19 protein-coding genes are annotated in these 15,978 nt (G+C 43.4%); 3 read left to right on the top strand and 16 right to left on the bottom strand.

The features are described from left to right. Positions 1-37: 37 nt before the first annotated feature. The 14 genes from GTQ43_RS32565 to GTQ43_RS32500 form a co-directional block, all read right to left on the bottom strand. Positions 38-250 carry a hypothetical protein gene (locus tag GTQ43_RS32565; protein ID WP_265276871.1) on the bottom strand — a complete coding sequence of 71 codons (213 nt, stop codon included), beginning with the start codon at positions 248-250 and terminating at the stop codon, positions 38-40. A gap of 177 nt (positions 251-427) precedes the next feature. Then, entirely contained in the window at positions 428-661 is a 234-nt protein-coding gene (locus tag GTQ43_RS32560; protein ID WP_265276870.1) for a hypothetical protein, read from the bottom strand. 206 nt (positions 662-867) lie between these two features. Then, positions 868-1,404 carry a hypothetical protein gene (locus GTQ43_RS32555; RefSeq protein WP_265276868.1) on the bottom strand — a complete coding sequence of 179 codons (537 nt, stop codon included), beginning with the start codon at positions 1,402-1,404 and terminating at the stop codon, positions 868-870. Positions 1,405-1,500: 96 nt separating this feature from the next. Then, positions 1,501-2,331: a hypothetical protein gene (locus GTQ43_RS32550; RefSeq protein WP_265276865.1), complete on the bottom strand. Its 831-nt coding sequence runs from the start codon at positions 2,329-2,331 to the stop codon at positions 1,501-1,503. Between the two features lie 107 nt (positions 2,332-2,438). After that, a complete protein-coding gene (locus GTQ43_RS32545) occupies positions 2,439-4,052 on the bottom strand; it encodes a hypothetical protein (RefSeq protein ID WP_265276864.1) in 1,614 nt (537 codons plus the stop codon). Further along, entirely contained in the window at positions 4,049-4,768 is a 720-nt protein-coding gene (locus GTQ43_RS32540) for a hypothetical protein (protein ID WP_265276863.1), read from the bottom strand. The genes GTQ43_RS32545 and GTQ43_RS32540 overlap by 4 nt, the downstream gene beginning before the upstream one ends. Continuing rightward, positions 4,765-5,823: a hypothetical protein gene (locus GTQ43_RS32535; protein ID WP_265276861.1), complete on the bottom strand. Its 1,059-nt coding sequence runs from the start codon at positions 5,821-5,823 to the stop codon at positions 4,765-4,767. The genes GTQ43_RS32540 and GTQ43_RS32535 overlap by 4 nt, the downstream gene beginning before the upstream one ends. 30 nt (positions 5,824-5,853) lie before the next feature. Then, positions 5,854-6,582 (bottom strand): hypothetical protein, encoded by a 729-nt coding sequence (locus GTQ43_RS32530; RefSeq protein WP_265276860.1) that lies wholly within the window; start codon positions 6,580-6,582, stop codon positions 5,854-5,856. 126 nt (positions 6,583-6,708) lie between these two features. Beyond that, positions 6,709-7,065, bottom strand: a complete 357-nt coding sequence (locus GTQ43_RS32525; protein ID WP_265276859.1) for a hypothetical protein — start codon at positions 7,063-7,065, stop codon at positions 6,709-6,711. Next, positions 7,062-9,800 (bottom strand): AAA family ATPase, encoded by a 2,739-nt coding sequence (locus GTQ43_RS32520; RefSeq protein WP_265276858.1) that lies wholly within the window; start codon positions 9,798-9,800, stop codon positions 7,062-7,064. Before GTQ43_RS32520 ends, GTQ43_RS32525 begins: the two co-directional genes overlap by 4 nt. Further along, positions 9,794-10,132 (bottom strand): hypothetical protein, encoded by a 339-nt coding sequence (locus GTQ43_RS32515; protein WP_265276857.1) that lies wholly within the window; start codon positions 10,130-10,132, stop codon positions 9,794-9,796. The genes GTQ43_RS32520 and GTQ43_RS32515 overlap by 7 nt, the downstream gene beginning before the upstream one ends. 2 nt (positions 10,133-10,134) lie before the next feature. Next, a complete protein-coding gene (locus GTQ43_RS32510) occupies positions 10,135-10,455 on the bottom strand; it encodes a hypothetical protein (protein WP_265276855.1) in 321 nt (106 codons plus the stop codon). A 157-nt stretch (positions 10,456-10,612) separates the two neighbouring features. Continuing rightward, positions 10,613-10,903: a hypothetical protein gene (locus GTQ43_RS32505; protein WP_265276854.1), complete on the bottom strand. Its 291-nt coding sequence runs from the start codon at positions 10,901-10,903 to the stop codon at positions 10,613-10,615. Positions 10,904-11,112: 209 nt separating this feature from the next. Beyond that, positions 11,113-11,340, bottom strand: a complete 228-nt coding sequence (locus GTQ43_RS32500; protein WP_104899588.1) for a hypothetical protein — start codon at positions 11,338-11,340, stop codon at positions 11,113-11,115. A gap of 202 nt (positions 11,341-11,542) precedes the next feature. On the opposite strand from GTQ43_RS32500, the gene GTQ43_RS32495 reads away from it, so the two are divergent. Both GTQ43_RS32495 and GTQ43_RS32490 read left to right on the top strand, forming a co-directional pair. Then, positions 11,543-11,935 (top strand): hypothetical protein, encoded by a 393-nt coding sequence (locus GTQ43_RS32495; RefSeq protein WP_265276853.1) that lies wholly within the window; start codon positions 11,543-11,545, stop codon positions 11,933-11,935. A 37-nt stretch (positions 11,936-11,972) separates the two neighbouring features. Next, complete coding sequence (locus tag GTQ43_RS32490; protein ID WP_265276851.1) at positions 11,973-12,206, top strand: hypothetical protein; 234 nt, start codon at positions 11,973-11,975, stop codon at positions 12,204-12,206. A 143-nt stretch (positions 12,207-12,349) separates the two neighbouring features. Here the strand turns inward: GTQ43_RS32490 and GTQ43_RS32485 are convergent, their stop codons facing one another. Further along, positions 12,350-12,964, bottom strand: a complete 615-nt coding sequence (locus tag GTQ43_RS32485; protein WP_265276850.1) for a hypothetical protein — start codon at positions 12,962-12,964, stop codon at positions 12,350-12,352. A gap of 377 nt (positions 12,965-13,341) precedes the next feature. After that, positions 13,342-14,453, bottom strand: a protein-coding gene (locus GTQ43_RS32480; protein ID WP_414859163.1) for an IS630 family transposase whose coding sequence is annotated in 2 segments (ribosomal slippage) — positions 13,342-14,033 and positions 14,033-14,453 — 1,113 coding nt in all. Because the reading frame shifts where the segments join, the coding sequence is not laid out codon by codon here. A gap of 815 nt (positions 14,454-15,268) precedes the next feature. Between GTQ43_RS32480 and GTQ43_RS32475 the strand changes: the two genes are divergently transcribed. Continuing rightward, a complete protein-coding gene (locus GTQ43_RS32475; RefSeq protein WP_265276849.1) occupies positions 15,269-15,931 on the top strand; it encodes a tyrosine-type recombinase/integrase in 663 nt (220 codons plus the stop codon). The last annotated feature ends 47 nt before the right edge of the window (positions 15,932-15,978 follow it).

Raw genomic sequence — 15,978 nt, 5'->3', positions numbered from 1 at the left:
CAGCGATACTCGGTTATGCAAGCGTTGCTGGATTTGTTTACACGCCAACTGACGAGCCGCTGTTTTCTCTCTTTCCCGCCCCAGCGCGCGTCGCTAGCTTGGCTACCCCCCTACTATCGATGATTTTGGCGATTACAATCACCGCACCACAAACGAGTACCCCTAAACCTGCGGGAGAAAACAGCGCTGATTCAAGTCCTGCGGGAATAAATTGATTTGGCTTAACAATAGTCTTAGGAGTCCCTGTCATCGTCCCGTCCCCACGATAACCAATCATTCTCACTCACGGGCAACCAGGGAACGGCCCAATGAAGTAAGGGGTGCAAGTTTTCTGCTGAAATGGCGGTCGCGCACAGATCCTAAAGAATAAGCCAAAGTCGGCAGTCCCTTGGATTCATTAACTCCAGTCAGCGCTACTTTGAATCCACTACCATAACAACCGCCCCGTGGGTTCCTTGCCCCCATTCACGGCGGCTAGAATTCCATAACCACCCTTGACTTGTTGGGATGACCAGAAGCCCAACGCTTGCCATACAACTACCTTCAGAACCGCAAAATCACCCATTTCTAGTATGAGCATTCCTTCCGGAGGACAGCGACTGTTAAAGTGCGATCGCCTCTGACAACCTGCCAGAACAAAGTAATTGTTACCGCCTTGCATCGCCTTTCTGCCGTCCAAGTACAACGAGCGATACCCACAACGTCTATCCAGAGCTAATAGGCTGAGGCATTTTATCAAAGGGACTTGACTTATTTAGGAATTTGATTCACATAGGCTTGCTGCCATGATTGAAACTTTCCTAGTGAGTTTTGTCAATCCAGGAATTGAATTAAGAGAATACTTACTTAGATCAATCTTATCTAGTGTCAATTTGCGGCTTGAGGATTTGAACTATAGCTGAGAAATAGTGCCGCCGCCGCCATTCTTGGAAAATAGTCGGCTAATGGGGGAACTTCTGATAGGCTCAAATTGCTTAATTCAGGCATCGCCTTGACCAAGGTTTTGGGCGTTTGCCATTGCATTAATCCAAAGTCTTTGAGGGTGGGTTTGGTGGTTGTGGCTCTAGTGGGCAAAGCCACCGTCCCAATGGCCTTTAAGCTCAAGGCAGACATCTTAAAAGCATCATCTGCATCGCCCAACATCACAACAGAGTCTACTTTTTGCCCTGCTGTCCACGAGCGCGAGGGGTCGTAGCCAAAAATCGAAATCAGGTTTTTAGGTATCTTTAAAAATCCTGGTTGCTGAATCGGCGGGAGCGTTTCCCATGTAATTTTTGACCAATCGGGAGCAGCAGTTTTGTACAAGCCATACGAATAATTGATTGTCGGTGTCTGTGCGACTGAGGCGGAAAGCGGAACGAAAGAAGCTATTGCAGTCAGTAGAAAGAGTTTAGATTTCATCATTTTTATTGGAGTAATCGGGACATTTTTCTTTCACTTTCAAACCTACGCGAATACAAAAAGTGGTTAGGTCTTCACGAATATATCTTAAGAAATCACTCACAATCGCCCCCATTCAAGTAATTGATCAAAAGTGGTTTTATCGACCTGAGAAAGCGAAACTGCCTCATCTCTTGTCTTGCCACGCCGCAATAGCTTGATAGCATCTTGCACCTTGTTCCAGATGGTAGATCCGGGTCGAACCTGACCTTTGCGCCCAGCTTCTGCCAGCCCAAAAGCGAGAGCATTAGCATCGTTTCTCTGAATCGCACCATTTAGTGTAGTCCCAGGATTGGGGCGCATTAAGGCAACAGGCTGAGACTTTTGTACTGTTATTGTTTGTGGTCGTGGCGGCGAAGGCTGCTGGACTACTGGCGGCACTGATTGCGGTTTTTCAACTGTTAGGGGAAGTGGCGTTCGCGGACGGCTAATTGGCAATGGACGAGCTGAGTCAGATTTAATCACTAAGCTCGTGTAAGCTGGGTTGCCACTAGCGGGAACTATCTTAAATTGATAAAGATTTTCATTGGTAAGTAATGTAATTTGAGTGCTTCCATTGCTGCTAGAGGTAACAGGAAACTTGATCGGGTCAATCTGGCGAAGGAAAATTACAGTCGCTTTGCCTCCTGTGCAGTCAGAATCGTTGCCTGATGACTGGCATAAAGCACCATTTGAAGTAAAGGCGAAGCGACTGGGATCGCCGATCCAAACTTGCTTGATAGTTTCCCCTGTAGACATCAAATTAATAGTTAATCCGTAACCCTTCCACACCTTTAATTCGATAGCGTTGGAGTTTGCATCGTTCTCGTAAACCGTCCGCACGGGCATTGCTGCCGCACTTGAGGCAGTAACTATTAAGAGGGTTGTAACAATAGCGAGTTTATTTAACATTTTTACAGGGAACTCTTAACTCTTAACAGGAAAGATAAAACACGTAGTATCAATATTCAGAGGAAGCGTATTCATCCGTGGGGTGTTAATTGCGAATTGCGAATTGACTAAAGCGATATTGTTTGATTAACGAATATTTGAACTGACTTGCCAGCATCGATCACGAACACTTCTTCTTTGCCACTTAACTGCTGAGAACGCGCGACGTTTGAGCTTTTGATATTTTCAAGAATGCTATTAAAAGCGCCTTCACCAAAAGCAGCAGGTAGGTTTTTGTCGTCGTTGGTGGTTGAAAGCGTGGAAAATCCGTTTGAGTTAGTACTGGTTTGACTTGTGGGGCGATTTTGTATTTCTGCTGCCTTGGCAACTCCCGCGACAATCGCAGAAATGAAATTGTTACCCAGGTTGCTACCTTTACGGGACTCTGCTTTTAAGAAACTGCCGTTTTTAGCCATAATCAAAACAGCGTTTGGTGGTAGCGGTTTCTCTTGCGTATCGCCGTTTATATTGACCAATACTGAAACGCCGCGTAGTTTGGCGAAACCCGAACCATTGGACTGTGCTAGTTGAACAACTAGATAAGCACCTACGGGCAGCACGTCGCTACCATCTGAGGCTTTTAAGGGTTTTGTTAGTTTCACCAAGTAATTCTGGTTGCCCGCGTCACCAGTGCCCCAGGCGATCGGCGTTTCTAGTCTGCCCTCTGCGGTGCTGCCAACGAGTACGCGAAGAGCGTTGTAATTAATGCTAGTGTTCTGGGCGACTTGTGTAGCTCCTCCCGTACCTCCTTCAATTCCATTAGTCTTGATGGGTTTCTCGCTTTCTGATTCATCGACTGAACTCCTGAAACTGCCAGCGTTTGCAGCGAGAAGCCATTGCTGTGCGGGATCAACATGAACGGCATAGCTTGCAGCTGTTGGCATCGATTGCGGGAACGCCAAAGGAGATTGTCTAACTGGCTGGGCAATTTTGGGCTGGGGCTGCGATACTCTAGCTCTCGATAAAGTGAAGGGCGCTGTCGGCTGCCTGGCGACTGGGTAAGAACGTTGTCCGCGCTGCACTGGTTGCATCGGAGGGATAACGGGTGCGATTGCGGATGGGGTTGGGCTAGGGGTTGGCGTTGGGCTTGGCAAGCGATCGCGAATCTGCTTTAACTCGTAATTTTGGCTAGTCAGAGCAAGCGCTGTTTTATCCTTGCCCGTCTCATTTTCCGGCTCTGCTAGGGGCGTTTGCTCTTTTTCTTTGGGTGGTTGCACAATGCCCTTGGAAAACTTCAGCACATTCATTGAGTTGCCTAGCATTGCCCCAATGAGCGCCACGAAGAGAAGGCAAATTAGGGCAACAACGCCCATTTTTAAGAGTGGAGATTGCGAGACTGTTCGAGCAGTAACAATTTCTTCTGGGGCGGGATTCTGTTCTGGTTGAATTGAATCATTAGCTTGAGAAGTTTTAGCGCCGTTCATCGCGGCAAAATCTTGCGATTCTATCTCAACGAAGAGGCTCTTGGTTGGGGACTCTTCGCTGGGGGAAATGACCCCTTCCACCTGCCTAGTTTGCGGAGCGGAACATGTTCTTACGTCCCCCACTTCTGTTAAGTGGTTCTCGTTCAGTTGGGGTCGAATCCCCCTTTCTGTTCCTTCTCCCCAGCTAATAGCTCCCTGCTCCCTTGCTTCTATCTCAATACTTGCCTCTGGCAAAGCTGACTGGCTGTTCTTGCTCATAAGTCTAAATCTTGGATTTTGTAAATTTCCAACCCCGCTTTACGAACACGAAAGGCGGTTTCTTGTACATCGGACGCAAATCTCGGCAGGGCAGCCGTATCTATCGCCCTGACAAATACAGTTTTGTTAAAAGCGATGGGCTTACCAACTAAATTGCTGCCTTGGAAAACAACAAGCTCTGCAACCATATCTACTTTCCATTGCCCATCCTTAATAGGAGTCGGCTGACTGATGAGGCTGACTTTTAGAATTGATTGCGTAGACCCATTAAAGACATCGGGCGGCGTGAGATTACCTATCTCCTCAAGAAATGAGGCGCGAAAATCTTCTGACAACGCAAAGCCCCAAGCCCATGTGCTAGTAGTAATCTTGGCTTTTGATGTCGATATCCCAGTGTCTAATTTTAATTGTTTGCTGGGGTCTATCTTATAATCATCGGTTGGCTTTGGTAGAGCATTCCAACTTAAAAGTCCGGTCATTGTCTGCCCGACAAAATGCGTAATAGCTTGGGGCGTTCGCTCAAGGCTCCCTATAGGAAGAACTCTGATAGATTCGCCGTCAGACAATTCTACCAAAGTCGAAGCTTTCGTCTTAGAAATTGTTGCTATCCGAGCAAAATTGAGAACTTCTATGAATAATAAAAGCGTTAATAAAACCGCATTGACTATTAAGAAAATTGGGGTAAAGTTTAACTCTTTTCTCTCTAATAATTTCATCTCCTTAACCCCACCGAGAATTTAACCCCACTAGTGAAAGCTGAAAATACAGCCATTCCGCCACCAGTACCTATGGCTACCGCGAGTAATGGCGAAAAGATGGCTTGTAAAAGTTGCAATAGCAAAGGATTGCTGGAAGGCTTAGAGACTATCGCGCTGGCAATAATACCTACAGTTATGGAGTACGAAATGAGAACCAGTGTTAGCCCTAACCAGCCAGCAAGCCAAGCATAAATAGGCTTGCTTTGAAAAGGCAGCAAAGATAGAACTAGGAAGATTGGGGCAGCGAATGCAATCATTAAGAATGACAGTTGGACAATGTATTGAAAAGCTGCTGATAGTCCACTGAGAATTACGTAAACAAAACCTTGGATTGCGCTATTGATTAGTTCGCCACTAAGGTCTAATGGGTTCCAACTTCCTCCTCCAGAACCCGCGCCAGTCTTTTCTCTAGCTTTCTGCGCGTCTTTTCGTGTATTCTCCACAGCCTGTTTGATACAAGCTTGTTTCTCGCTCAATTCTTCACCTTCCTTCTTTTCGTTGTTGAGCTTTTCGCACTTAGCTAAGGCTATCTGTGCGGCTAAGACAAAGCTTTGGTCAGCGTTTACATTCCGTATAGCATCTCTCAAATTGACCCCATTTCTCGTAATATTTAAAATACTCCTGTTTAGTCCGGTCGATACGTTTTTTAATGCGACTGTTGTGTTTGCTAGGAGGAACCCATTATTACTAAGCATTACAATTACTACTAATGGCAAAACCATCTCGGCTATGAAATCATAACCAAACCCTTCTTCTGCATACTTCCTGTACCAGCCAAATGATGCAAAGCCAATCATCACAACAGCCGCGAGGGTAGAAACAGCGACGACAGCCGTATAAATTGGGCTTGTTCCAGATGCTAATTCTAGCCAATCATTCTCAAACGATTTATAGATTAGGTCTGCGCCTGAGATAGCCCCTTCGACTATTTCGCCTGAATTCGTAGTGCCCGTATCTTCTCCAGCTTTTTGCCCTGTCGTTTGGGCAAAAAGAATAACTAAGAACGTTATCATTTGAGTTATCGTAACGTTATTGTGACTCGATTATTGATTCTTCCAGAATGAATCGTTAGCGGCAGCAGATTGGATTATCTGGCGAGTAGCGGCGTTAGATTCCTGATCCTTCGCCGCAGCTTGCTCATCAAGCCTGTTTGAAATATCGGCAAGGTTAATATTTGCAACAGCCAAGGAACGGGATTGCTTTTGTGCCTCTGAGTGGATAGACTTGGCAATCACAACATTTTGCAAGTTTTGAATAGCGACCTTTTTAAGAATGTCTTGGGTAATAACATCCTGTTGGGCTGCGGCAGCATTTTCGCTTGATTGAGCAGTGGCATCATTAGTTATTGCTGCCTCTTGCGATTGCACTCGTTGACCCTCAACTCCTAGTACTGATTCTGACTGACCGCGTGTATATTGCTGGTTCCATTCCTTAATAGCGTTTCCGGCTTGAATGCGAGGGTCTAATATCAGCAACGCGCCTTCTTGTTTCTGAATCACTTTCTCGATATTCTTGCCAGCTTTTAGGGGATCAGGAATACCCAAATCACCAACACTAGATTCAATTGCCTGGGTTAATTCAGCTTCTAACTTGCCCAAACTTTTAGTAAATTCTTTCTGATAATTACTAATGTAAGTCTGCAAGCTGCTATAAATTTGTTGAAATTGAGTTAAGAAAGATTGGTTTTGATTAGTTTGAGCGTTGGCAGGGAGGCTAGAAAAGGATGTCAAAATTGCTGCGCCTGAGATCACGATCAATCGGTTGGTATTCAAGATACAAGTCCTCCAGGGCTACTACAAAAGGTTTTTTGGTACAAAGAGATTTTACACTCGCTTGCTTTTTTACTAAATCAAAGGAAACAGCTTGAACCATTAATGTTTTAGGTGATTCTTCCTTATTTAATAAACTGGTGAAGAAGGATCATCGAAAGGTAAAGCATTAGGTGGAAGGGTGGAAGCAGGGGATCGAAAAAGCATGACATAAGCACCTGGGTCAGCAGATTCAGAGTTAATCCCCGGTTGCTCTAATCCACTCAATCGCTTATTTTGATATTTCAATGCTCTCAGGCTGGGGGAGCGCTTGATGGCATCCTCGCCCAATTCTATGTACACGCCACAGCCATTCTTCGCTTCGCTAATAAGCTTTTCGTATTGAGCTTGGTTGTATTGCCATACTTGAAAGCCTCCTATTGACACGACACCTGCTAGTATTGCCAGCAATAGCTTCGTATGAATGACTGATGATAGAACCTTCATAATGGTTTTCCCTGTTTGATGCACTCGACATAATATTTAGAAAATTCTGCCACCCATGTGAACTTGTCTCTGTGAATTTTCTTAAACTTATCTCGCGTGGCTTGTTCTTCTCTGCTATTGGCAACCAACGCCAGCAGGGGATAGGAGGGATAATAGCGGCAGCGCACATACTTGTTGTTATAGTCGAGCAACCACAACGTATATAGCTGCTGAATATTAGGGGCAAAGCTTTCGTTTTTATCGATAATTTCTCTAGGGATGCCCAGCAACTCAGAGAAACTATTAGCCGCGCCTGGGACAATACGCCCAATCAACCGCAATGGCATATTTTGTAATATTTGTTCTCCTGCTGAGGATTTGGCGATAGAGATAACGTCCTGCGCCGCCAGAAACACTCGACAGCCTTGCTTTCGAGCCGTAGCGCATTTACGACCCGCAAGCCGCGATAATGCAGAAAATCCCAGCAAGACGCTAGCCTCATCCATAAAGAACACGCTGTTGGGCGAGGATAGCGACTGCCGGGACGCGGCGATATATGCACTCATCCCGAACACTTCTGCATCCTTGCCTGATTGCAGATTAGTCAGTGCAAAGGTAATCAACTGGCTATCTGCCTGGAAGGTTGAAGGCTTGCAGATAGCGCTACCGATACTACTAGCTTGCCAGTACTGTAACCGCAAGCGGATGTAATTTAACGCTTTTTCTACATTGTCGTCCTGATAGCCTAAATAAATGTATGCAAGCGAGAAGAATTTCTCCATATCTGCTAATGTCGGGGTATTTGCCCACTCTGGGGTGTTTATCCCTGCTTTTCGCGCTAATTCAAATCGCTCTTGGATTTCGGCATCTTCATAAAAGGCTTTTGTACCCAAAGGGATTACAGATTCTATAGTTTGTGATAGCAAGCCATCAAACTTTTGCGTTCCTAAAACTAATTGAAGCACGATTAAATTAATATCATTTCGATGGGCTTTTGTCCTTTCCTCCCACTGTGACTCAGGAATCTTTGATAGGTCTAGCGGTTGTACAAGATTGTTTGATTCCTTAGAAATATCAAAGTAAAACCCATTAAAGTAGGGCGTGAAGTCTCCAAAGGTTCCTGAACCATCATCATTTGGCAAGTCAATCATTAGTACTGACATTCCCAACGCCAAGCATTGATAAATAATAGAGGCAATTATTACCGATTTCCCACTCCCGGTAGTGCCGATTACCATCATGTTTTTCGGCTTTGATAGGTCAATGTGAACCGAGGATTGCCCCTCATCAGCAATTAATTCAAAGCCTTGTTTATCGCCATGCGCTGTTTGAACGACTGGCGTTAAACCAATTACTTCACTGGCAAAGAAAGTGGCGCGTCTGTTGAAAGGAAAAGTCAGTTGTGGTCGCTGTCTCAACAGCAAAGTGTCAAGCCATATTGACCATGTATACTGCATTTCTCTAATCAACTCAGCAGGTTGATTGATGTAGCCGGAAATCAACCGACAAGCGTCGTCAATTTCTTCTGGAGAGTTGCGGTAAACGAGAACAGTAACCGCTACATTTTCCGGTACATCACCTGTATAAAGCTGCTTTTGAGCATCAATAGAACGCTCTGTGTTAATTTGCGCTCCTACATCAATAGTCTTTTTGCTAGCACTAACCTCGGCATTTATTGACCGCCTCGTAATCAATTGCTGAGTCAACCTAATCATTTTTTGATCGGCTGGGCTAATCTCTGTTATTATCTCGACATCATAAATAACCTCGCGTGAGAATACGTCCCATAAAAAACGTATTTGCTGATGGGTTGAAGCAAACACCTCTGGTTTTTGGGCAAGCGTCATTACGCCGATATACTTCTTTTTGTCAGTACTCTGATGGGGCAAACATACCCAGCGCCTATCCGCGTAGGGTATGCCGTTATTCAGAAGTACGGATGTCGCGTGTAATTGGTCGTTATACCACGATGGGTTGGGCGCGGCTTCGTTAATCTCCTCCCTTAATTCACCAGTATCATAAACCAAGGTATGGGGCACTTTTACAGCCTTTGCACCCATTCTATCAACTAGGTCGCTCCACAATTGCTTGTCTGATTTGGGCGAGGGGAATAAGCCCATCTCAGATAGTATTTGTTGATGGCGTAAAGAGACAATTATCGCTTTTTCAAGAACTTGAATTAAGTTTTGAAGAGTGAGTTCGGTCGCTCCTGTTGGGGTGAATTTGCGCTGTAAAAAGTTCGCCAGCTTAACTATTGCTCTATCTACCGCGTCACCTGCTTCCGTCCCTCCTGGGCGGACAGTAAAAGTCGTGTAAATACTGAGCTTGATATCCTTGCGCTGATGGTTACGTGTCAGTTCCTGAATTCGGGCAACCTGCCCCCAATCCAAAAATTTACTCTCAAGAGATACAGGGCTATCTAGTCTCTGGCGATAGCTTTCAATCACTTTCTCTTCGTCGCAAAACGAAGACCAACGAAAGGTGAATTTCTCACCCTCGGAGAACTCTTTACAGCCATTCTCAAAAGCCTTGGCGATTGCCTCTAGTCTCTCTGATGAATTAAACAGTGGGTGAAAGCCAGTGCATTCATATCCGAATACTAATTGCAGCGTGTTGTTAGTGTCGCTTACTTGTTTTTTACTCAACAAGTAGGCTCCGATTTGATAGTTACCCTTTTTTAGTTTTACTAAAGTTGCTAAGTCTAAAAAGTCTTCAAAGGGTACTATTTTTTGATTACGAATACTGCTTTTTACCATAGCTTAGGCATCCCTTTGGAACCCGCCCTTTTTTTGTTTTGGGGCGAAGAATATCTGATATAGCCACGAGTGAAAGTTGGAACGCTTGGGAACACTCTTGACCAGAACAAGTAAGGACGCTTCCCAGATAAAACTATCACCGTAGCACTCAACCAAACACCAGCCAGCAGTCCCCAAACTATTCCTGCCCCAAACATAATCGCTATGATGAAGCCCACGCCAAACATAAACAAGGCGACTGCAAACTGAAAGCCAGTAAAAATGCCGATTGTTGCATTTTGACCAAGTGACTGATTCACCCGTTTCATGGGCGATTTATTGTACTCGCTCATCACTAACAAGCGGCTGTAACGCCGTTAAATAAGATACTTTGAGCAATCCAAAGCACCAGGATTATGAAAAACACGCCTACGGGCTGTTGAACCATCTGCGTTACTTCCTGTCCTTCACCAATGCCGTTGGCAACCTTAAGCCCAGAAGCCACAAAGTATACAAACAAAAGCACTGTGATGGTTGCATTGATCACTGCCGGAAGTGCTTTAATGGCCGTAGTTGCCGCTGCCGCACCACCGCCACCAATACCACCAGCGCCACCGAACATACAAGTCATTGCCACCTGAGCCGAATCGAACAAGCCCCACCCATAAGAGGGCATTGACTGCATGACAATGATTGTCGCCGTACCGGCAGCGTTTATGTGATGCTGATACTTGCGCCCAATCGCCGCGAGGGCCTTAGCAAGAACTTGAGATTGTGTTCTTCGCACAGAATTATTAGATGCCAAGAAAATTGCTCCTTTCTTCATATAAAAATCACTTTTTCGCTCCTCTTTGAAGAAACTCATTCTCTATATCAGCTAAAGTATGCTCTCTAGCTAGTGAGCGAATTTCTTGAAGGGGAGCAATATGATGCTTGTATAGCTTGCTCATGCCATTTAGACCACCTGTTTTTTTGTTGGTAAATTTCTGGAATTCTGGCAAGTACTTCCGAGCTATGTTCAAATATGCTTGCAGTTGCCTTGCAGAAACCTTTGGCTTTAACATCGCCGCAACTTCTGGTCTTGTTAGTTCTTCATTTTGCCAGGTTAACCCCCCTATCCCCATGATTCTGAGAACTTCTTGCAACTTCTAACTACATATAAAAATACCCGCCTTTTTTGTGGCGGGTAATTGACATTTGCAAAAATAGAGAAAATTATACGGCGCTGTTCGGAGTATTAGCCTAGTGTGGTTCTTGTTCACAAAACACAATAGCCTTTCGCCTTTCAAGTATCTGCCTTCTTCAAGAAGGTGAGCTATTTTCGGTAAGTTATTTACCCAGTAAGCATTTCAGAAATCAGATGTCTTTGTCCTGGAACTTTACCTTGATTTATCCATTTTTCATCTAACAGGGCGCAAAGTTGGTAGACAACAAAATGGGGATTTCGTTTCGCTTTTCCTTCTAGACCCCAACTCCGAACAGTAAAATCTGCGTATCCTAAAATGCGTGAAAGTTCGGGGTAGGTTAACTTCCACTTCTTCTTAAACTCTATTGGGTGCATAGTATTTATTTGATACTTGCATAAGGAACTTATTTAATATTTATAACATAATTAATTAGTCAAATCTTTATAATTTTGTATCAAAGGATAAATAATCTTCTTATATTTATTTATCTTAACATCTTGATAAAATATATTAGCTATTATCGGATTTATCCAATTTATCTATAATAGAGATATTCTCTTTTAACCAAGCAACTTTATGTCCAACACAGATACTAATTTTCAGCAACTCTTTCAACCCAAAAGTCAAGTTAATAAAGATAACAAAAATCCAACGCTATTAGCCAATCGCCTAACTCCCACTGATGACCAAATCAAAGACTGGCTACAGTCACCACAAATCAAACAGTGGCTTACAAAGCTACTAATGGGCATACCGAATAATCTCAAGATAGAAGCGATAAATACCATCATCAAAAATGTTATACAAAACCCAGATAAAGACTGTCGAGTACAATTCGGTAGTTCAACTATTGGAGTTGATGTCTTGCGGTGGCAACTTTGGGCTTCTTATAGATTGCCTTATGCTAGTGGAATCAAAGCTCCAGATTGCCCCTACACTTTGAAAAAATATTTGGATATTCCCGACTAACTTCCCAGACTACTCTTGAAGTACACTTTTAACATCTATGGGTATTCCGGCAGCAGAGTTAAAGATCGGGCAATCGGTGAAGTATCTAATCGGTACTCGAAGCGGCATGAGCGCGGCAATAACCGATATCAGCAAATCATCTCTTAGCATCAAAAATACTTATATTGTTACTTTGACCTTTGATGATGATTCACTACCAAATCACTTAAAAACACAACAACTAACTGTTTATGACGAATTGCTGTCAGGTTGTGAAATAGTTACATTTTAAAAAACTAAAATTGGCAACAGCAGAGCGCACATTCGCCACTACAAGTTGAAAAGAATAAAAATACTAACTTACCGGATGATAAAATCCCGTATTTTCGTTAAATTCCCACCCAATACCGGATCTATCTTTGCCCTTACACCATGCTACAAAAAGCGGTGGGGAAGATTAATTCGCTCCTTGCGTACAGTTTCCTCACTTACACCAAGCCTCTTGGCCAAACCTTCTTCAGTTAACGGTTGCATTCGCGGACTTTGCCCAGAATAGGATGAATTGTTGTAGTACGATTTTTGGCCCCGCTTTTGTTGGTTCTTGAGATAGTCTTGTATTTTAATGATCGCCTCAGCCAACTGTGTCATTCGGGCATACATCTTCTCCACTTTTTGTTCTAAATTGGCGAGATTATCAATTACTGTGGCTTGGTTGCTATTAGATTCATTTGAAAATTCTGACTCCAGCTTCTCAAGTCTTTCGCAAATAGCTATTATTGTTTCGTTGGTCGGACTGGCGTTACTATTGTTACTCGTAACTAAGTACTTCTCAACACTTGCCTTAATCTGAGAATCTAAGCGTTTGTCTAAATTATTACCACCTAGTACATCAAGCTGATCTTGAGAATCGTCTAAGTAAAGTTCGATAAATTCGAGCAGCGTGGCTGTTGCGGTCGTCCCTTTTGACTTACAACGGGCGATAAACTGCTCCCAAATCCTTTGGTCACAGTTGAAAGATGCTAGTTTTTTTGTACGCCCTGTATTGCTCATGTTCACGTGTCATCTAGGTAAACTGGGACTGCCCACGCTTATTAAATCGTGTAATTCATCATGATGAATTACCTTGATAGTATCATCGCCAAATGCCTCAGCGCATTCCTCAAGCAATGCCTTTTATGAAGAGATGCTACTGCCAACGGCTACCATTGGCGATCAAAAATTATCTCAGGCTTAAACGCTTGCAGGATTGCTTTATCTAATTTTTGCTCATCGAAACAGTGCTGAGTACCTAGTTAGATTGCTGAGTAAGAAAGCAATAATTGCATCCAGTACAGTAAGCCTGTACCCCTACGGGGATCTTGCTACGCATAGCGTCTCTAAAAGTTGCCCCTGCTTTTAAGCCCTAGTAGTCTACCAAGCCAACTTTGCTAAGTTAAATCCGGGTATAAACGCTGCATTTTTCGACGAGCATCTTTGGTTTGGAAACCCCAATAGACACTGGCTTTTTGTTGATTACGTTGTTTCTCCCAAGCAGCAATCTCAGAAGTTAATGTTTCTGCATTAGGAATACGCCGTTCTAAACATTGGCGAGATAAAACAGATAATTCAATTTCTACTTGATTTAACCAAGAAGCGTGTTTAGGAGTATAGTGAAACTCTAATTTTTGAATAATTCGACGTGCTTCTTCTGGTGGAAAAACTTCATATAACGCGCTGGGAGTATGAATATTTAGGTTATCAACTACTAAACGAATAATATCAGCATCTTGATAATCAATATCTACTAACTTTTTCATTTGAAGAGCAAAATCGGCTTTAGTTCGACGTTCTGTAACTTCGATATGCCGCCATCCAGCCAAGGGTTGAAAACATGCAAATAAATTGACTGTCCCGTTACGCTTATACTCGAAATCATAACGTTCAGGCTGCTCCGGCTCTGGTGGTAAAGGAAGTCTTACTTCTTCTACTAATTGGTAGGGACGTTCATCAAAGCAGACTACAGGGCGTTTAGGATCATAAGGCTCATTATATAAATCCAACACATCCTCCATTCTGAATACATACTCTGCGTTAACTTCGGGAATACACCACTGTTCTTTTAACCACGGTTTAATTTCGTTTTTTTTAGAGTTTGACGTATTGTTTCGTCGGAAATTGAATCTATTATCCCAAGGTTTACTAAGTGATCCGCTAATAATTGCATTGTCCAACGCACTCTCCCTTCTGGCGGCTTAGAACAAGCCGTTGCAATCAAAAATGCTTCTTGCTTTTCATCTAATTTTTTAGGTTTTGGTGGATGAACTTCATCCTTTAAAGCAAAATCTAACCCACCAATGACAAATTTTTCTCGTATTCGTTGCACTGTTGCAACATGCGCTCTAACTATGCTAGCGATCGCTTGATCCCTTTCTCTATCAGTTGCCATCAGAAGAATGTTTGCACGGGTTATAGTTCTTGCTTTGTGCTTACCTTTTTTAATTATTGCCTGTAGCTGAGAAACTTCATCTTCATTCAAGTCAACAATGTACTTTTTGGCCATACCACACCCGTTTTTGGTTATTTTACCAATTAGAGGTTTTACTTAGCAAAGTTACCTTGGCAGACTACTAGTGTCCATTAAAGAATTAGTTGTCAGTTTTAATAATTAGTGTCCAAACGCATCGGAGAAAAGTTTGAGTTTTTGGGGAGCAAGTTTTACCCGTTTCTTGAAGAATTTTTTATAGAGCAATCAAACCACTCTCAAAAAATAAACTAAAAATGACTCTATAGTTTCATGTCGTTATAGCGATGAAAAAGCGGGCTATTCCGATAAGCTTGATTTGGCATGAAAGCAACAGAAGCAGGGAAGAATTTTGTACAAGTTTCTTAAAATAAGCACCTTTGCCCGTTTTCTTTAACCCAAACCTACACCTGTAATATTTCTGTAGTGAACTGTTAGAAGTATGCTCTTTGACCTGTTGTATTACTGATTAACTATAAAGTCATTATTGGTTTATTTTTTCACCTATTTTTAGGTTTTTCTTTTAGAGGTGTATTTTTAGGGGGAACCACAAAAAAAGATACCAGCCTTGTTCTTAATTGCTCGTTGTGTGGCGTGGATCTGGACTGGATCGTACTTTCGTATCTTTATGAGCGGGTAAGTGCCTTACCACTTTTTAGCTCTGTGCAATTTAAATGATGGTCTAGCTCTGTAAATCCAGTTTTTTAAAATTAATGTCCCTTTCACTTACAACAAAGGCCCTCACTATCCACTCAAGCTCATCTGCATAGCTGCGAAAATCCCACCCCGTAGCAATTCCTGTCCCGTGGACTGGGATAATAAGAACAGGGCGGGGTGTTGATGGGACAGCAACCTTGAAAATTGATAGGCATGGTCAAGCAAAGATTCTGTCTTTGCAGGAAATCCAACTTCTGTTCTCGCAGGGGGTAGACTCGCTACGAGACAAAGCGCTGTTTGCGGTGATGCTTTACACAGCGTGTCGAGTGAACGAAGCAGTGACGTTGCTAAAGCGCGATGTCTATGATACCAAAGGAAAAGTCAGAGCCAAAATCATCTTTCGCAAAGGTAACACGAAAGGGAAACTGGCTACCCGTGCCATCCCGGTAATTCAAGAATTGCGAGTCAGGTTGCAAGCATATAAACCGCGTGATGATTCTCCTTGGCTGTTCCCTGGAAATGCTGACCACTCAAGAGCCAATAACCACCTGCACCGGGATTCGGCATTGTGGATATTGCGAGTCGCTTGCAAAAAAGTAGGAGTTGAAGGCGTAAGCTCTCACAGCTTTCGGCGTACAGCACTCACCTCGATGAGTAATGCCGGAATTCCCTTAAGAGTGATTCAGGAAATCTCTGGGCATCGCACCTTGGACGAGCTATACAAGTACCTGGAGGTAAGAGAAGATCAAGTATTGGGAGCGGTATCATCTTTAGCGCTACTTGCTCCGGTTTCCTCAGACGACTTCGGGAAATCCGTGTTAGTCGAAGTGACCGATAATTCAGTGCATGAAAGCTCTTGACCCCATTTTACCAAAAAATCGATTTAGCAAAGCAGCATCAGCGCAAT

Source organism: Nostoc sp. KVJ3 (assembly GCF_026127265.1).
Taxonomy (GTDB): Bacteria; Cyanobacteriota; Cyanobacteriia; order Cyanobacteriales; family Nostocaceae; genus Nostoc.
This window is presented reverse-complemented; position numbering and strand designations above follow the sequence as displayed.